Raw genomic sequence first — 17,622 nt, forward strand, 5'->3', positions numbered from 1 at the left:
AAGCAAATTAAGGTATCATAACGTCCTGTCACATTTTCTCCTTCTTTTTAGCTTTGCGAGACATCATGCCTGAAGTGCTATCGTTACGCGGTCAAACCGCGCTTTCTTCATTCCGTATTGACCAACTGAATCAACAAGCGCGCAAGTTGCACCTGCCTGAACAAGCCCAATTGAGCAATGAGTTTTGGTACTTCATCCACAGCGATGAAGCTTTAACCGAAGCAGACATTGATCGTTTATGTAATTTACTCACTGCCCAGCGTCCTGATACTGAGAGCCGTGCACAACAATTGTGCTTGGTAACGCCTCGTGTGGGAACCATTTCTCCTTGGTCTTCAAAAGCCACCGACATTGCCCGCAATTGCGGCATCAATGTTGCCAACTTGCGCATCGAACGTGCGACAGCTTTGTGGTTTGACGCTGATTTAAGCGCAGAACAATTACAAGCTTGGCAAGCATTAGTACACGACCGCATGACAGAATCTGTCATGACAGATTTGAGCCAAGCCGCTTCTTTGTTTGCCCGTTTACAAGACGAAAGTTTTGCTACTGTCGATATTTTGGAAGGCGGCCGTGAAGCTTTGGTTGCTGCCAACAGCAGTATGGGTTTGGCATTGTCTGAAGATGAAATTGATTATTTGGTCGACAATTATCGTCAATTGGGTCGCAACCCAAATGACGTTGAATTGATGATGTTTGCGCAAGCGAACTCAGAGCATTGCCGCCACAAAATTTTCAATGCTGAATTCATTTTAGACGGTGAAAAACAGCCAAAAACCTTGTTTGGCATGATTCGTGAAACGCATCAAAAATCGCCTGAAGGCACAGTGGTTGCCTACAAAGACAATGCTTCAGTCATCGAAGGCGCGGCCATCGACCGCTTTTACCCACGTGCAGGCGAAAACCAAGCATACCGTTTTAGCGAAGAATTGACCCACATTTTGATGAAAGTGGAAACGCACAACCATCCAACCGCCATTGCCCCATTTGCAGGTGCTGCCACAGGCAACGGCGGTGAAATCCGTGATGAGGGTGCAACAGGTCGTGGTTCACGCCCGAAAGCAGGTTTGACGGGCTTTAGCGTATCGAATTTGAATATTCCTGAATTCACCCAGCCTTGGGAAACCTATCAAGTGACCCAAGCGCAATATGGCAAACCTGAACACATTGCCAGCCCTTTAGACATCATGATTCAAGGTCCTATCGGTGGTGCGGCGTTCAACAACGAATTTGGTCGTCCTAATTTATTGGGTTACTTCCGCACGTTTGAAGAATCATTCCACGGTCAAATGCGTGGCTATCACAAGCCTATCATGTTGGCAGGTGGTTTGGGCAACATCCAAGACCAACAAACACACAAAAACATCATTCCTGAAGGCGCATTGTTGATTCAATTAGGCGGCCCAGGTTTGTTAATCGGTTTGGGTGGCGGTGCGGCTTCTTCGATGGCAACGGGCGACAATGCCGCAGAATTGGATTTTAACTCCGTACAACGTGGTAATCCTGAAATCGAACGCCGTGCGCAAGAAGTGATTGACCGCTGCTGGCAAATGGGCGAAAACAACCCAATTATCGCCATTCATGATGTGGGCGCAGGTGGCTTGTCTAACGCTTTCCCAGAATTGGTGAACGATGCAGGTCGCGGTGCGATTTTCCATTTGCGCCAAGTACCTTTAGAAGAAGAAGGTTTGACGCCTTTGCAAATTTGGTGCAACGAAGCGCAAGAGCGTTATGTATTGTCAATTTTGCCTGAGCATTTGGAATTGTTCCGCGCGATGGCTGAACGTGAGCGTTGTCCGTTTGCGGTGGTGGGTACAGCTACTGACGATGGTCATTTGCAAGTGCGTGACGATTTGTTTGACAACAATCCTGTGGACTTGCCATTGAATGTGTTGCTTGGTAAACCACCTCGCACTGTGCGCACAGACAACACCGTGACTTTAGAAACCCCTGAATTTGACACCAGCAAAATCGATGTCAAAGAAAGCTTCTACCGCGTGTTGCGTTTGCCGACGGTTGCCAACAAAAACTTCTTGATTTCCATTGGTGACCGCTCTGTCGGTGGTATGACGTACCAAGACCAATTGGTGGGTCGCTTCCAAACACCAGTGGCCAACTGCGCAGTGACCATGATGGGTTTTAACACCTACAAAGGTGAAGCCATGTCTATGGGCGAAAAAGCACCATTGGCATTGTTCGATGCACCCGCTTCAGGCCGCATGGCTGTGGCCGAAGCGTTAACCAATATTGCCGCAACCAACATTGGCAAAATTGGCAACATCAAATTGTCTGCCAACTGGATGGCGCCTTGTGGCGTGGCCGGTGAGGACGAAAAATTGTATCGCACCGTGGAAGCGGTATCTGAAATTTGCCAAAACTTGGGTGTCAGCATTCCTGTGGGCAAAGACTCTTTGTCAATGAAAACCTCATGGCAAGACAATGGCGAAACCAAAACCGTAACCTCGCCTTTGTCTTTGACCATCACCGCGTTTGCACCTGTACAAGATGTGCGCAAAACCATCACGCCTGAATTGAAACCAGTGGACAGCCGCTTGTTGTTGATTGACTTGGGCAATGGTCAAAACCGTTTGGGCGGCTCTGCCTTGACGCAAGTACACAAACACTTGCAAGGTGTGTCTCCTGATGTGGATCAAGATACACAATTGGGTGCTTTCTTTACGGCCATCCAAACTTTGATTGCCAACGACAGCTTGCTCGCTTACCACGACCGTGGCGATGGTGGTTTGTTGACCACTTTGGCGGAAATGATGTTTGCCGCTCACGTGGGTGTGACTGTCAATATGGCCAAAGTATTAGAACAATGTGCTTGCCAAGGTCACAACTTGAACGACACCATTGTACGCAGCTTGTTCAGTGAAGAATTGGGCGCGGTAGTACAAGTGGCTGCTGACAAAATCGAGGCAGTCAAAGCCGTTTTGGCACAACATGGTTTGGAAAACTGCGTATACGATTTGGGTCAAACCAACTCTAGCGACCGTTTGCAAATTCAAAACGGCAACATGATTTTGCTCAACGAAGCGCGCGTGGATTTGCAAAAAGCTTGGAGCGAAACCTCGTTCCACATCCAACGCTTGCGTGACAATCCCGTTTGTGCCGACAGCGAATTTGCCTTGATTGGCGAGGACAAACGCACCGCTTTGTTTGCCCATACCACGTTTGATGTCAACGCTGACATCACCGCACCTTTCATCAATGTGGGCGCGAAACCGAAAATTGCCATCTTGCGTGAGCAAGGTGTGAATGGTCAAATCGAAATGGCCGCAGCGTTCACCCGTGCAGGCTTTGATGCATACGACGTACACATGAGCGATTTGTTTGCAGGACGCCATCATTTGCAAGACTTCCAAGCTTTAGCCGCTTGTGGTGGTTTCTCGTATGGCGACGTTTTGGGTGCAGGTCAAGGTTGGGCGAAATCAATTTTGTTCAACGCACAATTGCGTGACATGTTCGAAGCCTTCTTCAAGCGTCCTGAAACCTTGTCTTTGGGCGTATGTAACGGTTGTCAAATGATGAGCCAATTGGCAGACATCATTCCCGGTGCTCAAAACTGGCCTCGTTTTGCTCGCAACGAATCGGAACAATTTGAAGCGCGTTTGAGCATGGTCACCATTCCTGAATCGCCTTCTGTGTTCTTGTCGGCTTTGGCGGGCAGCTCAATGCCTGTGGTGGTGAGCCATGGTGAAGGTCGTGCTGATTTTAGCGCACATGGCAACATCGCCAACGCCAATATTGCTTTGCAATACGTGGATGGTCAGAACCATGTGACACAAACCTATCCGTTAAATCCAAACGGCTCACCGCAAGCGATTGCGGGTGTCACCAGTGACGACGGTCGCGCTACCATCATGATGCCACATCCTGAGCGTGTGTTCCGCACCGCACAAATGAGCTGGAAACCTGAAGATTGGCAAGAAAACAGTGCTTGGTTGCACATGTTTGTGAATGCGCGCAAAGCATTTGATTAATACATTCATCTAATGCTATCAAGCGTCCTGTAAACACTTACAGGACGCTTTTTTCATCTTTCAACACATCATATCGGCTTTTTAATCCAATATTTTTTATCAAGACAACGAGGCTATTTATTCTTGTAATGAACCGCTCTTGATTCGGTAATCCCCCAAAAAAAAGCGCTCTGTCATCGACAGAACGCTGTTTCATCGCCATTTCATCACAGTTTACAGGTCGCTTTAAACTGTGCCAAAAATCGATGCAAAACTTGATTGAACACATCTGCTTGTTCCACATTGGCAATGTGCGATGCGCCACTGATTTCCGCCATCTGGCTGCCAAAAATCGCCGCTTGCATTGCAATGGCATCGTCTACTGTCGTCACAGGGTCTTCCAAACCTGCAATGATCAACATCGGCACCTCAATCTCACTCAATTGGCTACGCACATCGGCCAGCGCCAACGCCTCACAACATTTGGCATAACCCTCAGCACTGCCTGTCGCCAAATCTTGCGATAAGCGCATCACCACTTCAGGATGGGTACAAACATAGTCTGGTGTAAACCAACGACTGTGAGCAGAAGCTGCAATAGCATATAAGCCTTCCGCGCGCACTTGAGCAGCACGCTCATTCCAAGCCTTTTCTTGACCAATTTTGGCAGCAGTATTGCTAATGACAATCGATTGAAATGACTCAGCATGGTGTATGGCCAGCCATTGCCCAATCAAACCACCCATAGAAATACCGCAAAAATGTGTGGATTCAATGTGCAAATGATCCAGCAATGCCAACACATCATACGCCAAATCTTGTAACACAAAACCCGTCGCTGGCGTAGAAGAGTGGCCATGCCCTCGAGTGTCGTAACAAATGATGTGATAATCGTCCTGTAACGCAGCGACTTGGGCTTGCCACAAGCTCAAATTGGTTCCCAATGAGTTGGAAAACAATAATTTGGGATTTTTGGCATCACCAAATTCTTGGTAATGCATATCATGACTGAGTAATTTGAGCATTGGCATGAAATTCTCCTATTGGACTCTCTTGATAATCAAGGCAATGCCTTGCCCCACACCAATACACATCGAGCACAGCGCATATTCGCCACCTATCTGCTCCAACTGATTCAAAGCTGTCGTCACCAAACGGGCACCTGACGCACCCAAAGGATGACCAATGGCAATCGCTCCGCCGTTGGGATTCACATGCGCCGCACCATCGGGCAAGCCCAAATCACGTGTACAAGCTAAGGCTTGAGCCGCAAATGCCTCATTTAGTTCAATGACATTTATTTGATTTAAATTTAAATTGGCTTGTTTAAGCAATTTTTTAATGGCAGGTGCAGGACCAAAGCCCATAATACGTGGCTCTACACCAACCACAGTAGCCGCAATGATTTCAGCTCGTGGCTTCAAACCATATTTGGCAATGGCTTCTTCTGAGGCAATCAATACCGCCGCCGCACCATCATTAATGCCCGAAGCATTGCCTGCGGTCACGCTGCCATCGGGTTTGACCACACCTTTGAGCTTGCCCAAAGCCTCCAAAGTGGTTGAAGCACGCGGAAATTCATCCGCCGCCACCACCAAAGCATCGCCTTTGCGCTGAGGAATGCTCACTGGCACCAATTCTTTTTCAAAAAAACCCCGTTGGCGTGCGGCTTCGGTGCGTTGTTGGCTGTTAAATGCCAATAAATCTTGGTCTTCTCGGCTAATGCCAAATTGCTCGGCCACATTTTCAGCTGTTTGCGGCATAGTTTCCACACCATACAAAGCCTTCAGTTGTGGATTGATAAAACGCCAACCCATGGTCGTGTCTTCGATTTTTTGGCTGCGGCTGTAAGCACTGTCGGCTTTGCCCATGACAAACGGCGCACGGCTCATAGACTCCACGCCACCTGCAATCATCAAATGCGCTTCTCCTGCTTTGATGGTGCGCGCGGCCATGGAGATGGCATCTAAAGACGAGCCACACAAGCGATTGATTGTGGTGGCAGGCACTTGATATGGCAAGCCTGCGAGCAAGGCTGACATGCGAGCGACATTGCGATTGTCTTCGCCAGCTTGGTTGGCACAACCATAAATCACATCGTCCACTTGTGCCCAATCTATATTAGGATGGCGTGTCATCAAGGCTTGAATCGGCACAGCACCCAAATCATCGGCACGCATGCCTGCCAAACCACCACCATAACGGCCAAACGGTGTGCGAACGGCATCGATAATATAAGCTTTGGTCATATTGTTCTCGTTTTCTTGTGTGAGCATGAGTCTATTAAGCTTGTTCCAAACGGGTTTCAGTAGCATCAATCAAGGGTGCGGCAGTCAAAGCTTGCAAAGCTTCAAAACTCAAGCCGCCTACTTTTTCAATCACTTTCAGGCCGCTTGGTGTCACATCCATCACGCACAAATCGGTGTAAATGCGATCAACACAGCGTTTGCCAGTCACAGGATACGTCAGCTCAGCCACAATCTTAGGCTCACCTTGCTTGGTCACATGGTCCGTGGTGACAAAGACTTTTTTCGCTCCTACCGCCAAATCCATCGCCCCGCCCACAGCGGGAATGGCATCAGGTGCGCCCGTATGCCAATTGGCCAAATCGCCATTGGCAGCAACTTGAAACGCCCCTAAAACACAAATATCCAAATGACCGCCACGCATCATCGCAAACGAATCACCGTGGTGAAAAAAAGCACCACCTGTCAGCATGGTCACAAACTCCTTGCCCGCATTGATCAATTCAGGATCTTGCTCGTTTTCTGGTGGCGGTGGACCAAAAGCCAACAAGCCGTTCTCAGAATGTAAAAACACTTCTTTGTCATCGGGTAAATACGAAGCAATTTTGGTTGGCAAACCAATACCCAAATTCACATATGCACCATCAGGAATGTCTTGTGCCACACGTTCTGCAATTTGGTTGCGGCTGAGTTTTTGATACGTCATATGACCTCCTTAAGCTGCGGCTTTGGCTGGTGTCACTTGCACCACGTGTTGTACAAAAATGCCAGGGGTGATGATGTGTTCAGGATTAAGCTCACCCAAAGCCACCACTTCCGACACTTGTGCAATCGTACAGGCCGCTGCCATGGCCATAATCGGACCGAAATTGCGTGCCGATTTGCGATACACCAAATTGCCCCAACGATCGCCTTGATGCGCTTTGATTAAAGCAAAATCAGCACGAATCGGATTTTCCAACACATAATCTTTGCCTTCATACGTCATGGTCGGTTTGCCTTCGGCAAGCAAAGTACCAAAACCTGTTGGCGTATACACAGGACCCAAGCCCATGCCTGCCGCTTGAATGCGACAAGCCAAATTGCCTTGTGGCACCAGTTCCAATTCAATTTTGCCCGCTCGATACAACTCGTCAAAGATCCAAGAATCCGATTGGCGCGGGAAAGAGCAAACCATTTTGCGCACTGCACCCGTTTTTAAAAGCTTGGCCAAGCCGTAATCACCATTGCCGGCATTGTTATTGACAATTACCAAATCGCGCGTGCCCAAAGCTATCAAGCCATCGATTAATTCAGTGGGTTGTCCTGCCGTGCCAAAGCCACCAATCATAATGGTCGCACCATCGTGAATCTGCGCTAAGGCGTCCTGTAAAGAAAGATTGCTTTTGTCTATCATGATGTGCTTTCCATCAAAAAATGCACCCGCCAAAACGGGTGCAATACCATTTTCTTGACTCAAACAGACGCCAAGGCAACGCGGCGACGATCCACTTCCGCAGCAGGTGCACCTGCTTTTTCAGCCACCAATTTCACATCAAACACAATGTGTTTGAAGGGCTTGTCTGCGCCTAAACGAGCCATTTCAGCTGCATCGCTGACGTCAGCGGCCACGGCCACCAAGCCTTCGCGTGTCGCAAAAGCAAAGTCGTCCCACAAATATTGGTCGCCTTCAATGTTAAATTGTGTCGTCAACTTACGGAAACCCGGTGCAGATACAAAATAATGCACATGCGATGGACGGTTACCATGACGACCTAATTTATTTAACACCGCTTGCGTCGTGCCTTCTGGTGGGCAGCCATAACCGACAGGCATGGTGGTTTGCGCCACATAATGACCATTGCCATCGGCCATAATGGTGCGGCGTAAATTGAATTCAGATTGGGATTTGTCAAAGAAAGAATACATGCCCAAACCATTGGCATGCCACATCTCGACTTTCGCGCCTTCAATCACATTGCCATCCACATCGGTGACGGTGCCTTCAATAAACAATAAATCTAATTTGTCTGACTCGGTACCATCGTCCATGCGTGCAAAACCCACAGATTCAGGCGCACCAGAGACGTACAAAGGTCCTTCGATGGTACGAGGTGTGCCGCCTAAAACGCCAGCTTGGGCATCGGCTTCGTCTGAACGCAAATCCAAGAAATGTTCCAAACCCAAACCCGCCGCCAACAAACCCAATTCATTGGCCTGGCCTGCATCGGTAAAATACTCCAAACCTTTCCAAACCTCGCTTGGACTCAAATCCAAGTCTTCAATCGCTTGGAACAAATCGCCCAACAAACGCACCACGATTTGCTGGATGCGCTCATCCACCACGCCCGTTGCAGTTTCCACATTCATTTTTTTAACCAACAAATCAATTTCCTGACGGTTCATCTTATTTCTCCTCGTTTTTATAGACGGCTTTGGGGTGTGTCAAAGTCAGTTTCAGATTTACAGGACGCTGTTACGCATCGCTGTCACGCACCGAAGATGGGTGGCGGTTCAAAGCCATCACTTCAATGTTCATGTAAGGATACAAAGGCAGTGCTTGTAACAAATTGTGTAACTCTTCATTGCTGTCCACATCAAAAATACTGATGTTGGAATATTGCCCCGTGATACGCCAAAGATGGCGCCACTTGCCTTGTTGTTGCAAAGCTTGCGAATAAGCTTTTTCAGTCATTTTGATTTGGTCGGCTTCTTCTTTGGGCATGTCTTTGGGGATGTTCACATCCATGCGTACATGAAACAGCATGTTTTTCCTTTCTTTATGCGCGGCGCAAATGCTCGATTTTGTCTTCGTCTATTTCCACGCCAATGCCAGCGGTCTGCGGTAAGTGCAATTGGTAATTTTGGTATTGCAATGGTGTTTTCAAAATGTCTTCGGTCAACAACAATGGTCCAAACAATTCGGTGCCATAAGCCAAGCTAGGGAATGTGGCAAATGCTTGGGCAGAGGCCATGCTGCCCACTGGACCTTCCAACATCGTGCCACCGTACAAATCGATGCCAGCGACATGGGCAATGTGTGCCACTTGGCAAGCTTCATACAGGCCGCCTGATTGCGCTACTTTCACCGCAAACACGTGTGCTGCATGTTGTTTGGCCAAACGGTAAGCACTGTCAGGTCCCGTCAAAGCCTCATCAGCCATGATGGCCACATCAAAACGTTGCGTTAATCGAGCCAGCAAATCGGTGTGGTTAATGGCGCAAGGTTGTTCAATCAAATCAATGCCACCGTCTTGCAATGCTCGTATGCCTTGGATGCATTCCATCTCCGACCATGCCCGATTGACATCGACCCGAATACTGACATCGGCACCCAAAGCTTGTTTGATGGCAATCACATGTGTTACATCTTCTTGCCACGGCTTGGCGCCAATTTTGAGTTTGAAAAAATTGTGTCTGCCCAAAGCCACCATTTCACGCGCTTCGGCAATGTCAGTGTCGGTGTCACCCGAAGCCAAAGTCCACAACACCGGTACGCTGTCACGCACTCGACCACCCAATAACTCGCTCACTGGCACGCCCAAGTGCTTGGCGTGAATGTCGAGCAAAGCCGTTTGAACCGCGCATTTGGCAAAACGGTTGCCATTGATGGCTTTGTGAATGGTTTGCATGGCTTGCGCCACATTGCTTGCAGACATGGTTTGCAACAACGGCGCAAAATAAGTTTGAATATTGGTCTGAATGCTTTCAGGGCTTTCTTCGCCATAACTCAAACCACCTATCGTCGTCGCCTCACCCCAACCCACGACTCCATCGGCAGCAGTGATTTTCACCAATACCAAAGTTTGGGTGCGCATCGTGGTCACCGATAAACGGTGCGCACGAATGGTCGGAATGTCGATTAAGATAGTTTCTATTTGCATAGACATGGGCTGTTTATCCTTAAACTGATTCAGTATTGGCAGTGTTCACATTGCTAGGTACAAATTTTTCACTGTACAAGCGATAGTCTTGCAAACCTTGCTCATCGAGCCATGTTTTCACCGCTTCAATCATCGGCGGCGGTCCACACAAATACATATCAAAAGCCGCTGCCGCCAAGCTTTCACGCGGCAAATGTGCATGAACATAACCGCGCTTACCCGTCCAACTTTCTGAACCTTCTGACACCACCAAATGGCATTCAAAATTCGGCAAGCGGTCTGAATACGCTTGTAAACGCTCCAGCTCACACAAATCTTGCTCGTGATTCACACCGTAATACAGGTGAATAAGCAAAGCGCAATCGGCAGCGGCCAAGTCATCCAACATACCCAAAAATGCAGACAAGCCCGTTCCACCAGCAACAAACACCAACGGTCGCTCGGCTTCACGCAAATAAAAACTGCCCAGCGGTGCTTCTAACAAAATGGTCTGACCCACTTGGCAACGCTCACGCAAGTAATCACTCATTACGCCACTGGGCAAAATGCGTATCAAAAATTGCAATTGATTGTCTGTATTCGGACAATGAGCAAACGAATACGAACGGTAAGTACCGGTATCAGGTACATACAAATGGGCGTATTGACCCGGCAAAAACTGCAACGTCTGCCCATTGGCGCTGGCATCCACTTTCAATACGGCGGTATTGGGTGAAACCCATTGCACGCTTTTGACCACGGCGGCAATTTTTTGTGAGTCGCCTGCATGGCAAATATGAGAATGGTGATCGAAATAAAATGCCGCATTCGATTGCACTTTGGTTTGGCAAGCCAAAATTTTTCGCTCCGCCAAATCCCGTTCGCTCAAAGCATCTTCGTCCACATAATCCAACTCATACAGGCCGCTTTCACATTGCCCTTGGCAAGTACCACACACGCCTTCACGGCAATCAATCGGGATTTTGATACCTTGACGCATTGCCGCATCAACCAACAATTCATTGTGTTTGACTTGGATGAAAAACGTCTTGCCATCGGCAAAATTCAAAGCCACTGCGTGTCCCATAACCCATTCCTTCAGACGTGGTAAAAATCCAAAACCGAATCGATTTTGTCATTGAGCAAAATGGTGTGTTGGTGGCGAATGCGCCAACCGTTTTCACTGTCACGCAATACATAGGTGGCATGGCCGTAAAAACAGCCTTCCAAACCTTGGCGATTGAACAAAGTGCTCCAAATCACTTTCGCTTCAATCAAACCATCGTCTAAACGCTGCACCAACACATTGTTAATTGCATGACAAGTGCGTGGTAGTGGCATAGCAGAAGCGGCTTTGCCCGTATTAATCCGAAACACCCGATCTTCCAAACCCGTGCGGTCTTCATAATAGATATACGACAAACCTTGATTTGGATCTTCCACATAACGGTGTTCGTCTATCCATTGCGGAATGTGATAGACACTGTCTTCGTCATACAACGCCAAATACTCATCCCACTTGCGTGCATCACACAAAGCGGCTTTGTGATACAAAAATTGGCTCACACTGAATTGCAATTCTTGTTCGGTCATTAAAATATCTTGGCTCATGGCTTAGGCCTCACTGTTGGCTTGTTCGGTTGTATTGGCAATGTGGATGTGTAGGGCTTTTTTCTTCAAGCCTTGCAACAACAATTGTTGCCAATGACCATGTTGGTTGACATACAAACCTTCGTGAGTGATTTCAATACCGGTCATCACGGGTTGTATGTTCAAAATTTCACTGTTTTTGGTGGCGCCATAACACCAATTTTGATGACCACGGGAAATATCGCTCCACTTTTCCAAACGTGCTTGGAAGCCTTTTTGTTGTTCACGAAACTCCACCAAATCGTCAGGCGTGCCCAAACCAGAGACATTGAAAAAATCTTCAAATTGACGAATGCGATTGCGGCGCGCTTGTGCCGATTCGCCTTTCACAGCCAGACATTGGCTGATGACTTCGGTTTTGTTCCAAGCGACAGGACGCACGATGCGCAGTTGTGAGCTGATTTGATCCATGAAAAACAAGCTTGGGTACAAATTCAAATTGCGCAATTTGTGCATCGCCCATTCGGCACGTTCTGAGCCATAGGTTTCCACCAAATAAGGCATCACCGTTTCATAACCTGGGCGCACCGCAGGATTGGGCATGTCGCTGAACAAAACGGAATGACCGTTTTTAAAACTGAAGAAACCATCGTCGGTTTGAGCATCACCCGCACCCAATTTGCTGTAATCCAAGGTGTCCATGTTTTCACCTTTGGCAGCATTCAACTCTTGGCGGTGTTGTACGGTGCTGACATAGTTGTAATGCACAGTGCTGACGTGGTAGCCATCCAAACCATTTTCGTCTTGCAATTTCCAGTTGCCATCAAAGGTATAAGCGGATTTGCCTGGCAATACTTCCAATTCGCCCGTTGGCGATTGCTCCACCATCAAATCCAAAAACACTTTGGCATCACCCAAAAACTCTTCCAACGTATCGGTTGCAGTCACATCCAAACTCACAAATACAAAACCACGGTAGCTGGCAATGCGCCCTTGTTTCAAACCACGACTGTCTTTGTCAAAATCTTGGCAATATTCAGCAGGGGCTTTGACTTTCACCAAACGACCATCCGACTTGTAACACCAAGCATGAAACGGACAAGTAAACGTCGATTGATTGCCCTTGCCCACACGAGTCAAAGTGGCACCACGGTGTTCACACGCATTGACCAAAGCGCGTAACTGTCCATTGCCGTCACGGGTGATAATCATCGGTTGACGACCAATTTGAACCGTTAAAAAATCGTGTTTGTTAGGCAATTCACTTTCGTGACAGGCGTAAATCCACACCTTTTCGAAAATCAATTCCATTTCCAATTCAAACAATTCAGGCTTGGTAAACATGTCGCGGCTGATGCGGTACACACCTTCATCAGGACGAAAATCCAAACTGTCTTGTACAAATTCTTGCCATTGTGAGGTGCTCAGATGTGTCATTTTCTCTTCTTTCATCGGTGATGATTTTCATACCATTGAACCGTGAATCCACCTTGGTCTCTATCCACTTTTTCCAATTTCATATCCATTTTGAGCACCCAGCTTCACATTTTGAATACATCGCAGCCACACAAATAAAAGCGTCCTGTAAATCTTTACAGGACGCTTAAAATCACACGCTTTGTGACACCAAACTCAGATAAGATATTGCAAGTGCACAATTTTTTTATCTTATGCAATTGACAACTCTAAAGTATTTTTTGTTATATTCCTTTATATCCATGCTCATTTGACATTTATCAAAGCATGCGATGCACCCCAATCATAATAAAAAATACAACCAATAAAGAACATCAAAGGAACCTCATCATGCAAAGCGCCATTGGAGAAGTCGATTTTAACCACCAATCCCAACATGCCGATTTTGCCCATCATTTGATGTCAGGCATTTGCGGACAACACCAATTAAGCACACGTTGTCGCGATGATTTGAATTTCAAATATGTGGGCATGCGTTTTCCGCAAAAACGCTTGGCCATCGGCTCCATCAGCTATGGTGCCAATGTCGCCATTCATGTTGCCAACTTGGGGGCTTATACCATCAGCTTGCCCACGCAAGGGCGCCAATGTTTGGACAGCCACGGCGCGCAATTTACCTCTAATATTCACCAAGGCGTGATTGTGTCGGGCAATGACACGCAAGACTTATTGATAGACAAAGACTGCATTAAATTGCAAGTGGTCATTCCTGTTGCCAGCATTGAACAAACTTTGGCGCATATGCTGCAAAAACCTTTGAGCCAAGCGGTGGTATTTGATCCTGAAATGCACGTTAATGCGCAACCTGCCATTGGCGTATGGTGGAAACACATCCGCCATTTTCTGCAATCTCGCAACCATTACACCCAATTCAGTGGCATGCCAATGTTGGCAGCAGATTATGAAAATTTGGTCATCAAATCTTTGTTATTGTCGCAAGAGCACAATTACTCGGCAGCATTAAGACAATTGAACCAACCATCCATCCCCAAACACATCCAATACGTCCACCAATTCATTTTGACCCATGCACGCAATCCTATTTGCGTCGATGATTTGGTGCGTTTGGCAGGTGTTTCCAAATCCAAATTGTATGAAGAATTCAAGTTGTATTACGGCACCAGTCCAATGTCTTATTTGCGCCAATACCGTTTGCAACAAATTCACAATGCTTTGAAAAATCCATTCCAACAACCAAAACTGTCCATTTCACAATTGGTTTATGAATGGGGCTTTACGCATTTGAGCCGTTTTTCCGAAGAATATCGCCAAGAGTTTGGCGAAAACCCAAGTGAAACCAAACTCAAAGCCATTGCCCACTAACACGTCTGCCATCGAAAAAGCGGTATGGAAATCCTCCATACCGCTTCAAAACAATGGCAATTTCATCCCAGTTTATCGCGCCGACTCATTGACCACAGCATTCGCTTGGGCTGGAGCCGATACAGGCCGCTCTTTCATGCCTTTGAGCCACAAAGCCACAAAAGAAATGAAAGTAGGAATGGCCAACACAAAGAAAATGCTGCCCAAACTTAAATTGTACGCAAAAATCAACGCACCAAAGAAAGCACCCAAAATCGCACCAACACGTCCAATACCGTGCATCCATGACACGCCAACCGCACGGCACACCGATGGGTAGAAAATCGCAGACAAAGGCAATAAAGACGACTGTGCTCCTGCCAACAACGCACCAATCAAGAAAATGGTTACGCCCAACAAATAAATATTACCGCTGACAAAACCCGCCACAATCAACAATAACATGGCTAAGAAATACGATATTTTAATCACGGTATTGGGATTGGCTTTGTCCATATACCAACCCATGATGGTCGCACCAAACACGCCACCGAATGGGAAAATAGCGGCAATGAAACTGAATTGTTGGGTTGAAAAACCCGCTGTTTTCAAAATGGTCGGCATCCAACTGGTTAACAAATAAAACACCAACAAACTCATGAAACAACACAACCACAACATCGAAGAGCCCCACAAATATTTTCCCAACACCAATTTCACTGGACTGTCTTCGCCTTGCTGTTCTGATTTTGGCAATACCAATTGCACATCACCCACAAAAGCTTGTCCTTGAATGGTTTCCAAAATGCGTTTGGCTTGTGCGGTTTTTTGTTTTTTAATCAAATACGGTGTCGATTCTGGCAATTTCAACACCAATACCAATACCAAAGCCAATGGAATCAAGCCGCCAATGATGATGACTTTGGCCCAACCCAAATTGTCGAGAAAATAAGCCGACAATAAGCCGCCTGAAGAAATCCCCAACATAAAGCCACAACCTGCCAAACCAGTTAAAAAAGCTTTGCGTTTGGCTGGCATGTACTCCGACACAATGGTACTGATGTTAGGCATGGCAGCCCCCAAGCCCACGCCCGTCACGAAACGGTAAAACGTCAATTCCCCAATAGAGCTGGCAAAACCACACAAAATCGTGAAAATCGAGAACAAGCACGTGGTAATGACGATCACCCCTTTGCGTCCAAACTTATCTGACAAGGGTCCTGAAATGATGGCCCCAATGGACATACCGATCAAAGCAGCGCTCAATACTGGTGCCAATTGTGGTTTGGTGATGTCCCACTCAGTTAACAACGATGGCGCAATAAAACCGATAATGCCTGTGTCCAAACCATCACAAAAAAATACCAAAAATCCCAACACAAACACCATCCATTGCAGTGGTGAAAGTTTGTCCCGATTGATGATGTCATTGACCTCTATTGTTTTCATTGCATTTCCTTTTGCGACCGATGAATTGTGTGTATTAAAGACATGATGAAGCTTTGAATGGGTGAGCCTTTAATCTGCCTGAAAATCACAAACAACCATGCATTCAAAAGACATCACACCCATTGATTGAACGCCAAAAAAATGTGGTTCACTATCCTTTTTTTCCGTTTTCACATCCAAAAAATCCATTTTAAGGGCATAGGAAATGGCTCATACCAATTCATATTCCAATATAATATGATTAATCAAATGTAATTTTGAAAAAAATTCATTTTTGCCTATTTTTCACTTCAATACTTAACATCAGTTTTTGCAATATTTCTAAGACAAAAGCCGTTTTTAATTCAGAACATTGAGATATTTTTGAAACTTTAATCATTGATTAAATGCTTTATTTCAATACAATATTATCTAATTCATAATGCATTTAAATCATGCTTTTTTGACTGTGGATGTCTTGCCAATTTACTGTTGGTTTTCCACAAAAAAGGCGTCCTGTAAACAGAACGCCAAAACCACAGGTCAGTGTGGAGGATTTAAATGGTTATTACATATTGCCCGCAGTCAAACTTTCAACAGGTACCCATTGACCTTTTTCGACTTTGTAAACGGTGATGGCAACGTCTTTCAAGTCACCTTTGTCGTCATAAGCAAAATTGTTACTGGTAATACCAGCCATGTTGGTAGCTGCCAATTTCGGCAAATAATCAGCGGGTTTAGAAGAATTGGCTTCTTTCATCGCATTGATCATCGCCCAAGTGCCATCGTAACCATAAGGTGAGTAAATTTGCACATCTTTGTTGTATTTGGCTTTGTACTTGGTTTCAAATTCAGGGCCTTTAGGCAAATCTTTCAACGGCACACCCGCCAAAGAAGCCATCACGCCTTCTGCATTTTCGCCCGCCACTTTAATGAAATTCGGGTTTTTGGTCATCTCGCCTGACAAGAATTGAGATTTGATGCCCAAACGTTTCATTTGCACAACCATAGGCGCCGCTTGAGGGTCTGCACCGCCGTAGAAAATCACATCAGGTGCGTTGTCTTTGAATGTCGTCAACACAGATTGAAATTCTGTGGCTTTGTCATTGGTATATTGACGTGGCAAAATCGTAGCGCCTGCGGCTTTGGCTGATTTTTCAAACTCATCTGCCAAACCTTGACCATAAGCAGTACGGTCATCGATGATGCCGACGGTTTTATAGCCCAATTTTTTCACCGCATACGTACCCAATACCAAGCCTTGTTGGCTGTCTGAGGTCATAGAACGGAAGACAGTTTTGAAGCCTTGTTGTGTCAATACTGGGCTGGTCGCCATAGACACGTTAGGGATATTGTTTTCTTCGTAAATCTTAGAAGCTGGGATGGTGGTACCAGAGTTAAAGTGACCAATCACACCCGAAACACCTTTGTCCACAAAACGTTCAGCCACTTGGGTAGCTTGTTTTGGGTCTGCTGCATCGTCTTCCGCCATCAAGACAAATTTCGCAGGCGCGCCATTGATGGTCAAGTTTTGTGCATTGGCTTCCTCAATTGCCATTTGCACACCTTCTTTGTAGTCTTCACCATAATGTGATTGAGGACCTGTTAATGGCGCAGAAAAACCAATAATGATGTCTTTACCGTCTGCGCTTGCTGTAGTCGATGCACCAGAACCGCTGCTTGATGCTGCCGTACCACTGCTTTGCTGTCCACCACATGCGGCCAATACTGCCATTGCCATTATGCTCACTGCCATCATCTTCATCATAACTT

Annotated in this window: 14 protein-coding genes; 2 read left to right on the plus strand and 12 right to left on the minus strand. The window is 46.5% G+C overall.

Annotated features, from left to right (window positions below):
* Positions 1 to 65 precede the first annotated feature (65 nt).
* Positions 66 to 3,986: a phosphoribosylformylglycinamidine synthase gene (gene purL, locus ADP71_RS07185; RefSeq protein WP_171461039.1), complete on the plus strand. Its 3,921-nt coding sequence runs from the start codon at positions 66 to 68 to the stop codon at positions 3,984 to 3,986.
* A 206-nt stretch (positions 3,987 to 4,192) separates the two neighbouring features.
* Here purL and pcaD read toward each other — a convergent pair whose 3' ends face one another.
* From pcaD to antA, 10 genes are all read right to left on the minus strand, one after another.
* Entirely contained in the window at positions 4,193 to 4,996 is an 804-nt protein-coding gene (pcaD, locus tag ADP71_RS07190) for a 3-oxoadipate enol-lactonase (RefSeq protein WP_019957651.1), read from the minus strand.
* 9 nt (positions 4,997 to 5,005) lie between these two features.
* Positions 5,006 to 6,214, minus strand: coding sequence for a 3-oxoadipyl-CoA thiolase (pcaF, locus tag ADP71_RS07195; protein ID WP_104932389.1), 1,209 nt, complete (start codon positions 6,212 to 6,214; stop codon positions 5,006 to 5,008).
* Between the two features lie 34 nt (positions 6,215 to 6,248).
* The gene (locus tag ADP71_RS07200; RefSeq protein WP_019957649.1) at positions 6,249 to 6,917 is read right to left on the minus strand and encodes a 3-oxoacid CoA-transferase subunit B; all 669 of its coding nucleotides are present in this window, start codon (positions 6,915 to 6,917) and stop codon (positions 6,249 to 6,251) included.
* A gap of 9 nt (positions 6,918 to 6,926) precedes the next feature.
* Entirely contained in the window at positions 6,927 to 7,670 is a 744-nt protein-coding gene (locus ADP71_RS07205; RefSeq protein WP_249045012.1) for a 3-oxoacid CoA-transferase subunit A, read from the minus strand.
* A complete protein-coding gene (gene catA / locus ADP71_RS07210; RefSeq protein ID WP_104931889.1) occupies positions 7,667 to 8,596 on the minus strand; it encodes a catechol 1,2-dioxygenase in 930 nt (309 codons plus the stop codon). Before catA ends, ADP71_RS07205 begins: the two co-directional genes overlap by 4 nt.
* Before the next feature lie 70 nt (positions 8,597 to 8,666).
* Positions 8,667 to 8,957 (minus strand): muconolactone Delta-isomerase, encoded by a 291-nt coding sequence (gene catC / locus ADP71_RS07215; protein ID WP_019957646.1) that lies wholly within the window; start codon positions 8,955 to 8,957, stop codon positions 8,667 to 8,669.
* Positions 8,958 to 8,970: 13 nt separating this feature from the next.
* Positions 8,971 to 10,080, minus strand: a complete 1,110-nt coding sequence (locus ADP71_RS07220) for a muconate/chloromuconate family cycloisomerase (protein WP_104931890.1) — start codon at positions 10,078 to 10,080, stop codon at positions 8,971 to 8,973.
* Between the two features lie 13 nt (positions 10,081 to 10,093).
* Positions 10,094 to 11,140, minus strand: coding sequence for an anthranilate 1,2-dioxygenase electron transfer component AntC (gene antC, locus ADP71_RS07225; RefSeq protein WP_019957644.1), 1,047 nt, complete (start codon positions 11,138 to 11,140; stop codon positions 10,094 to 10,096).
* An 11-nt stretch (positions 11,141 to 11,151) separates the two neighbouring features.
* Positions 11,152 to 11,664, minus strand: coding sequence for an anthranilate 1,2-dioxygenase small subunit (gene antB / locus ADP71_RS07230; protein ID WP_216603979.1), 513 nt, complete (start codon positions 11,662 to 11,664; stop codon positions 11,152 to 11,154).
* A gap of 3 nt (positions 11,665 to 11,667) precedes the next feature.
* Entirely contained in the window at positions 11,668 to 13,080 is a 1,413-nt protein-coding gene (antA, locus tag ADP71_RS07235) for an anthranilate 1,2-dioxygenase large subunit (RefSeq protein WP_104932392.1), read from the minus strand.
* Positions 13,081 to 13,449: 369 nt separating this feature from the next.
* Between antA and ADP71_RS07240 the strand changes: the two genes are divergently transcribed.
* A complete protein-coding gene (locus ADP71_RS07240) occupies positions 13,450 to 14,442 on the plus strand; it encodes an AraC family transcriptional regulator (RefSeq protein ID WP_104931891.1) in 993 nt (330 codons plus the stop codon).
* Positions 14,443 to 14,514: 72 nt separating this feature from the next.
* Here ADP71_RS07240 and ADP71_RS07245 read toward each other — a convergent pair whose 3' ends face one another.
* Both ADP71_RS07245 and ADP71_RS07250 read right to left on the minus strand, forming a co-directional pair.
* Complete coding sequence (locus ADP71_RS07245) at positions 14,515 to 15,870, minus strand: MFS transporter (RefSeq protein ID WP_019957639.1); 1,356 nt, start codon at positions 15,868 to 15,870, stop codon at positions 14,515 to 14,517.
* 547 nt (positions 15,871 to 16,417) lie between these two features.
* A complete protein-coding gene (locus ADP71_RS07250) occupies positions 16,418 to 17,614 on the minus strand; it encodes a branched-chain amino acid ABC transporter substrate-binding protein (protein ID WP_104932393.1) in 1,197 nt (398 codons plus the stop codon).
* Between the last annotated feature and the right edge of the window lie 8 nt (positions 17,615 to 17,622).

This window comes from Vitreoscilla sp. C1 (assembly GCF_002951955.2).
Classification (GTDB): Bacteria; Pseudomonadota; Gammaproteobacteria; order Burkholderiales; family Neisseriaceae; genus Vitreoscilla; species Vitreoscilla stercoraria.

Coding starts and splice junctions, on each gene's coding strand:
- purL (WP_171461039.1), top strand. CDS start 66: ATGCCTGAAGTGCTATCGTTACGCGGTCAAACCGCGCTTTCTTCATTC.
- pcaD (WP_019957651.1), bottom strand. CDS start 4,996: ATGCCAATGCTCAAATTACTCAGTCATGATATGCATTACCAAGAATTT.
- pcaF (WP_104932389.1), bottom strand. CDS start 6,214: ATGACCAAAGCTTATATTATCGATGCCGTTCGCACACCGTTTGGCCGT.
- ADP71_RS07200 (WP_019957649.1), bottom strand. CDS start 6,917: ATGACGTATCAAAAACTCAGCCGCAACCAAATTGCAGAACGTGTGGCA.
- catA (WP_104931889.1), bottom strand. CDS start 8,596: ATGAACCGTCAGGAAATTGATTTGTTGGTTAAAAAAATGAATGTGGAA.
- catC (WP_019957646.1), bottom strand. CDS start 8,957: ATGCTGTTTCATGTACGCATGGATGTGAACATCCCCAAAGACATGCCC.
- ADP71_RS07220 (WP_104931890.1), bottom strand. CDS start 10,080: ATGTCTATGCAAATAGAAACTATCTTAATCGACATTCCGACCATTCGT.
- antC (WP_019957644.1), bottom strand. CDS start 11,140: ATGGGACACGCAGTGGCTTTGAATTTTGCCGATGGCAAGACGTTTTTC.
- antB (WP_216603979.1), bottom strand. CDS start 11,664: ATGAGCCAAGATATTTTAATGACCGAACAAGAATTGCAATTCAGTGTG.
- antA (WP_104932392.1), bottom strand. CDS start 13,080: ATGACACATCTGAGCACCTCACAATGGCAAGAATTTGTACAAGACAGT.
- ADP71_RS07240 (WP_104931891.1), top strand. CDS start 13,450: ATGCAAAGCGCCATTGGAGAAGTCGATTTTAACCACCAATCCCAACAT.
- ADP71_RS07245 (WP_019957639.1), bottom strand. CDS start 15,870: ATGAAAACAATAGAGGTCAATGACATCATCAATCGGGACAAACTTTCA.
- ADP71_RS07250 (WP_104932393.1), bottom strand. CDS start 17,614: ATGAAGATGATGGCAGTGAGCATAATGGCAATGGCAGTATTGGCCGCA.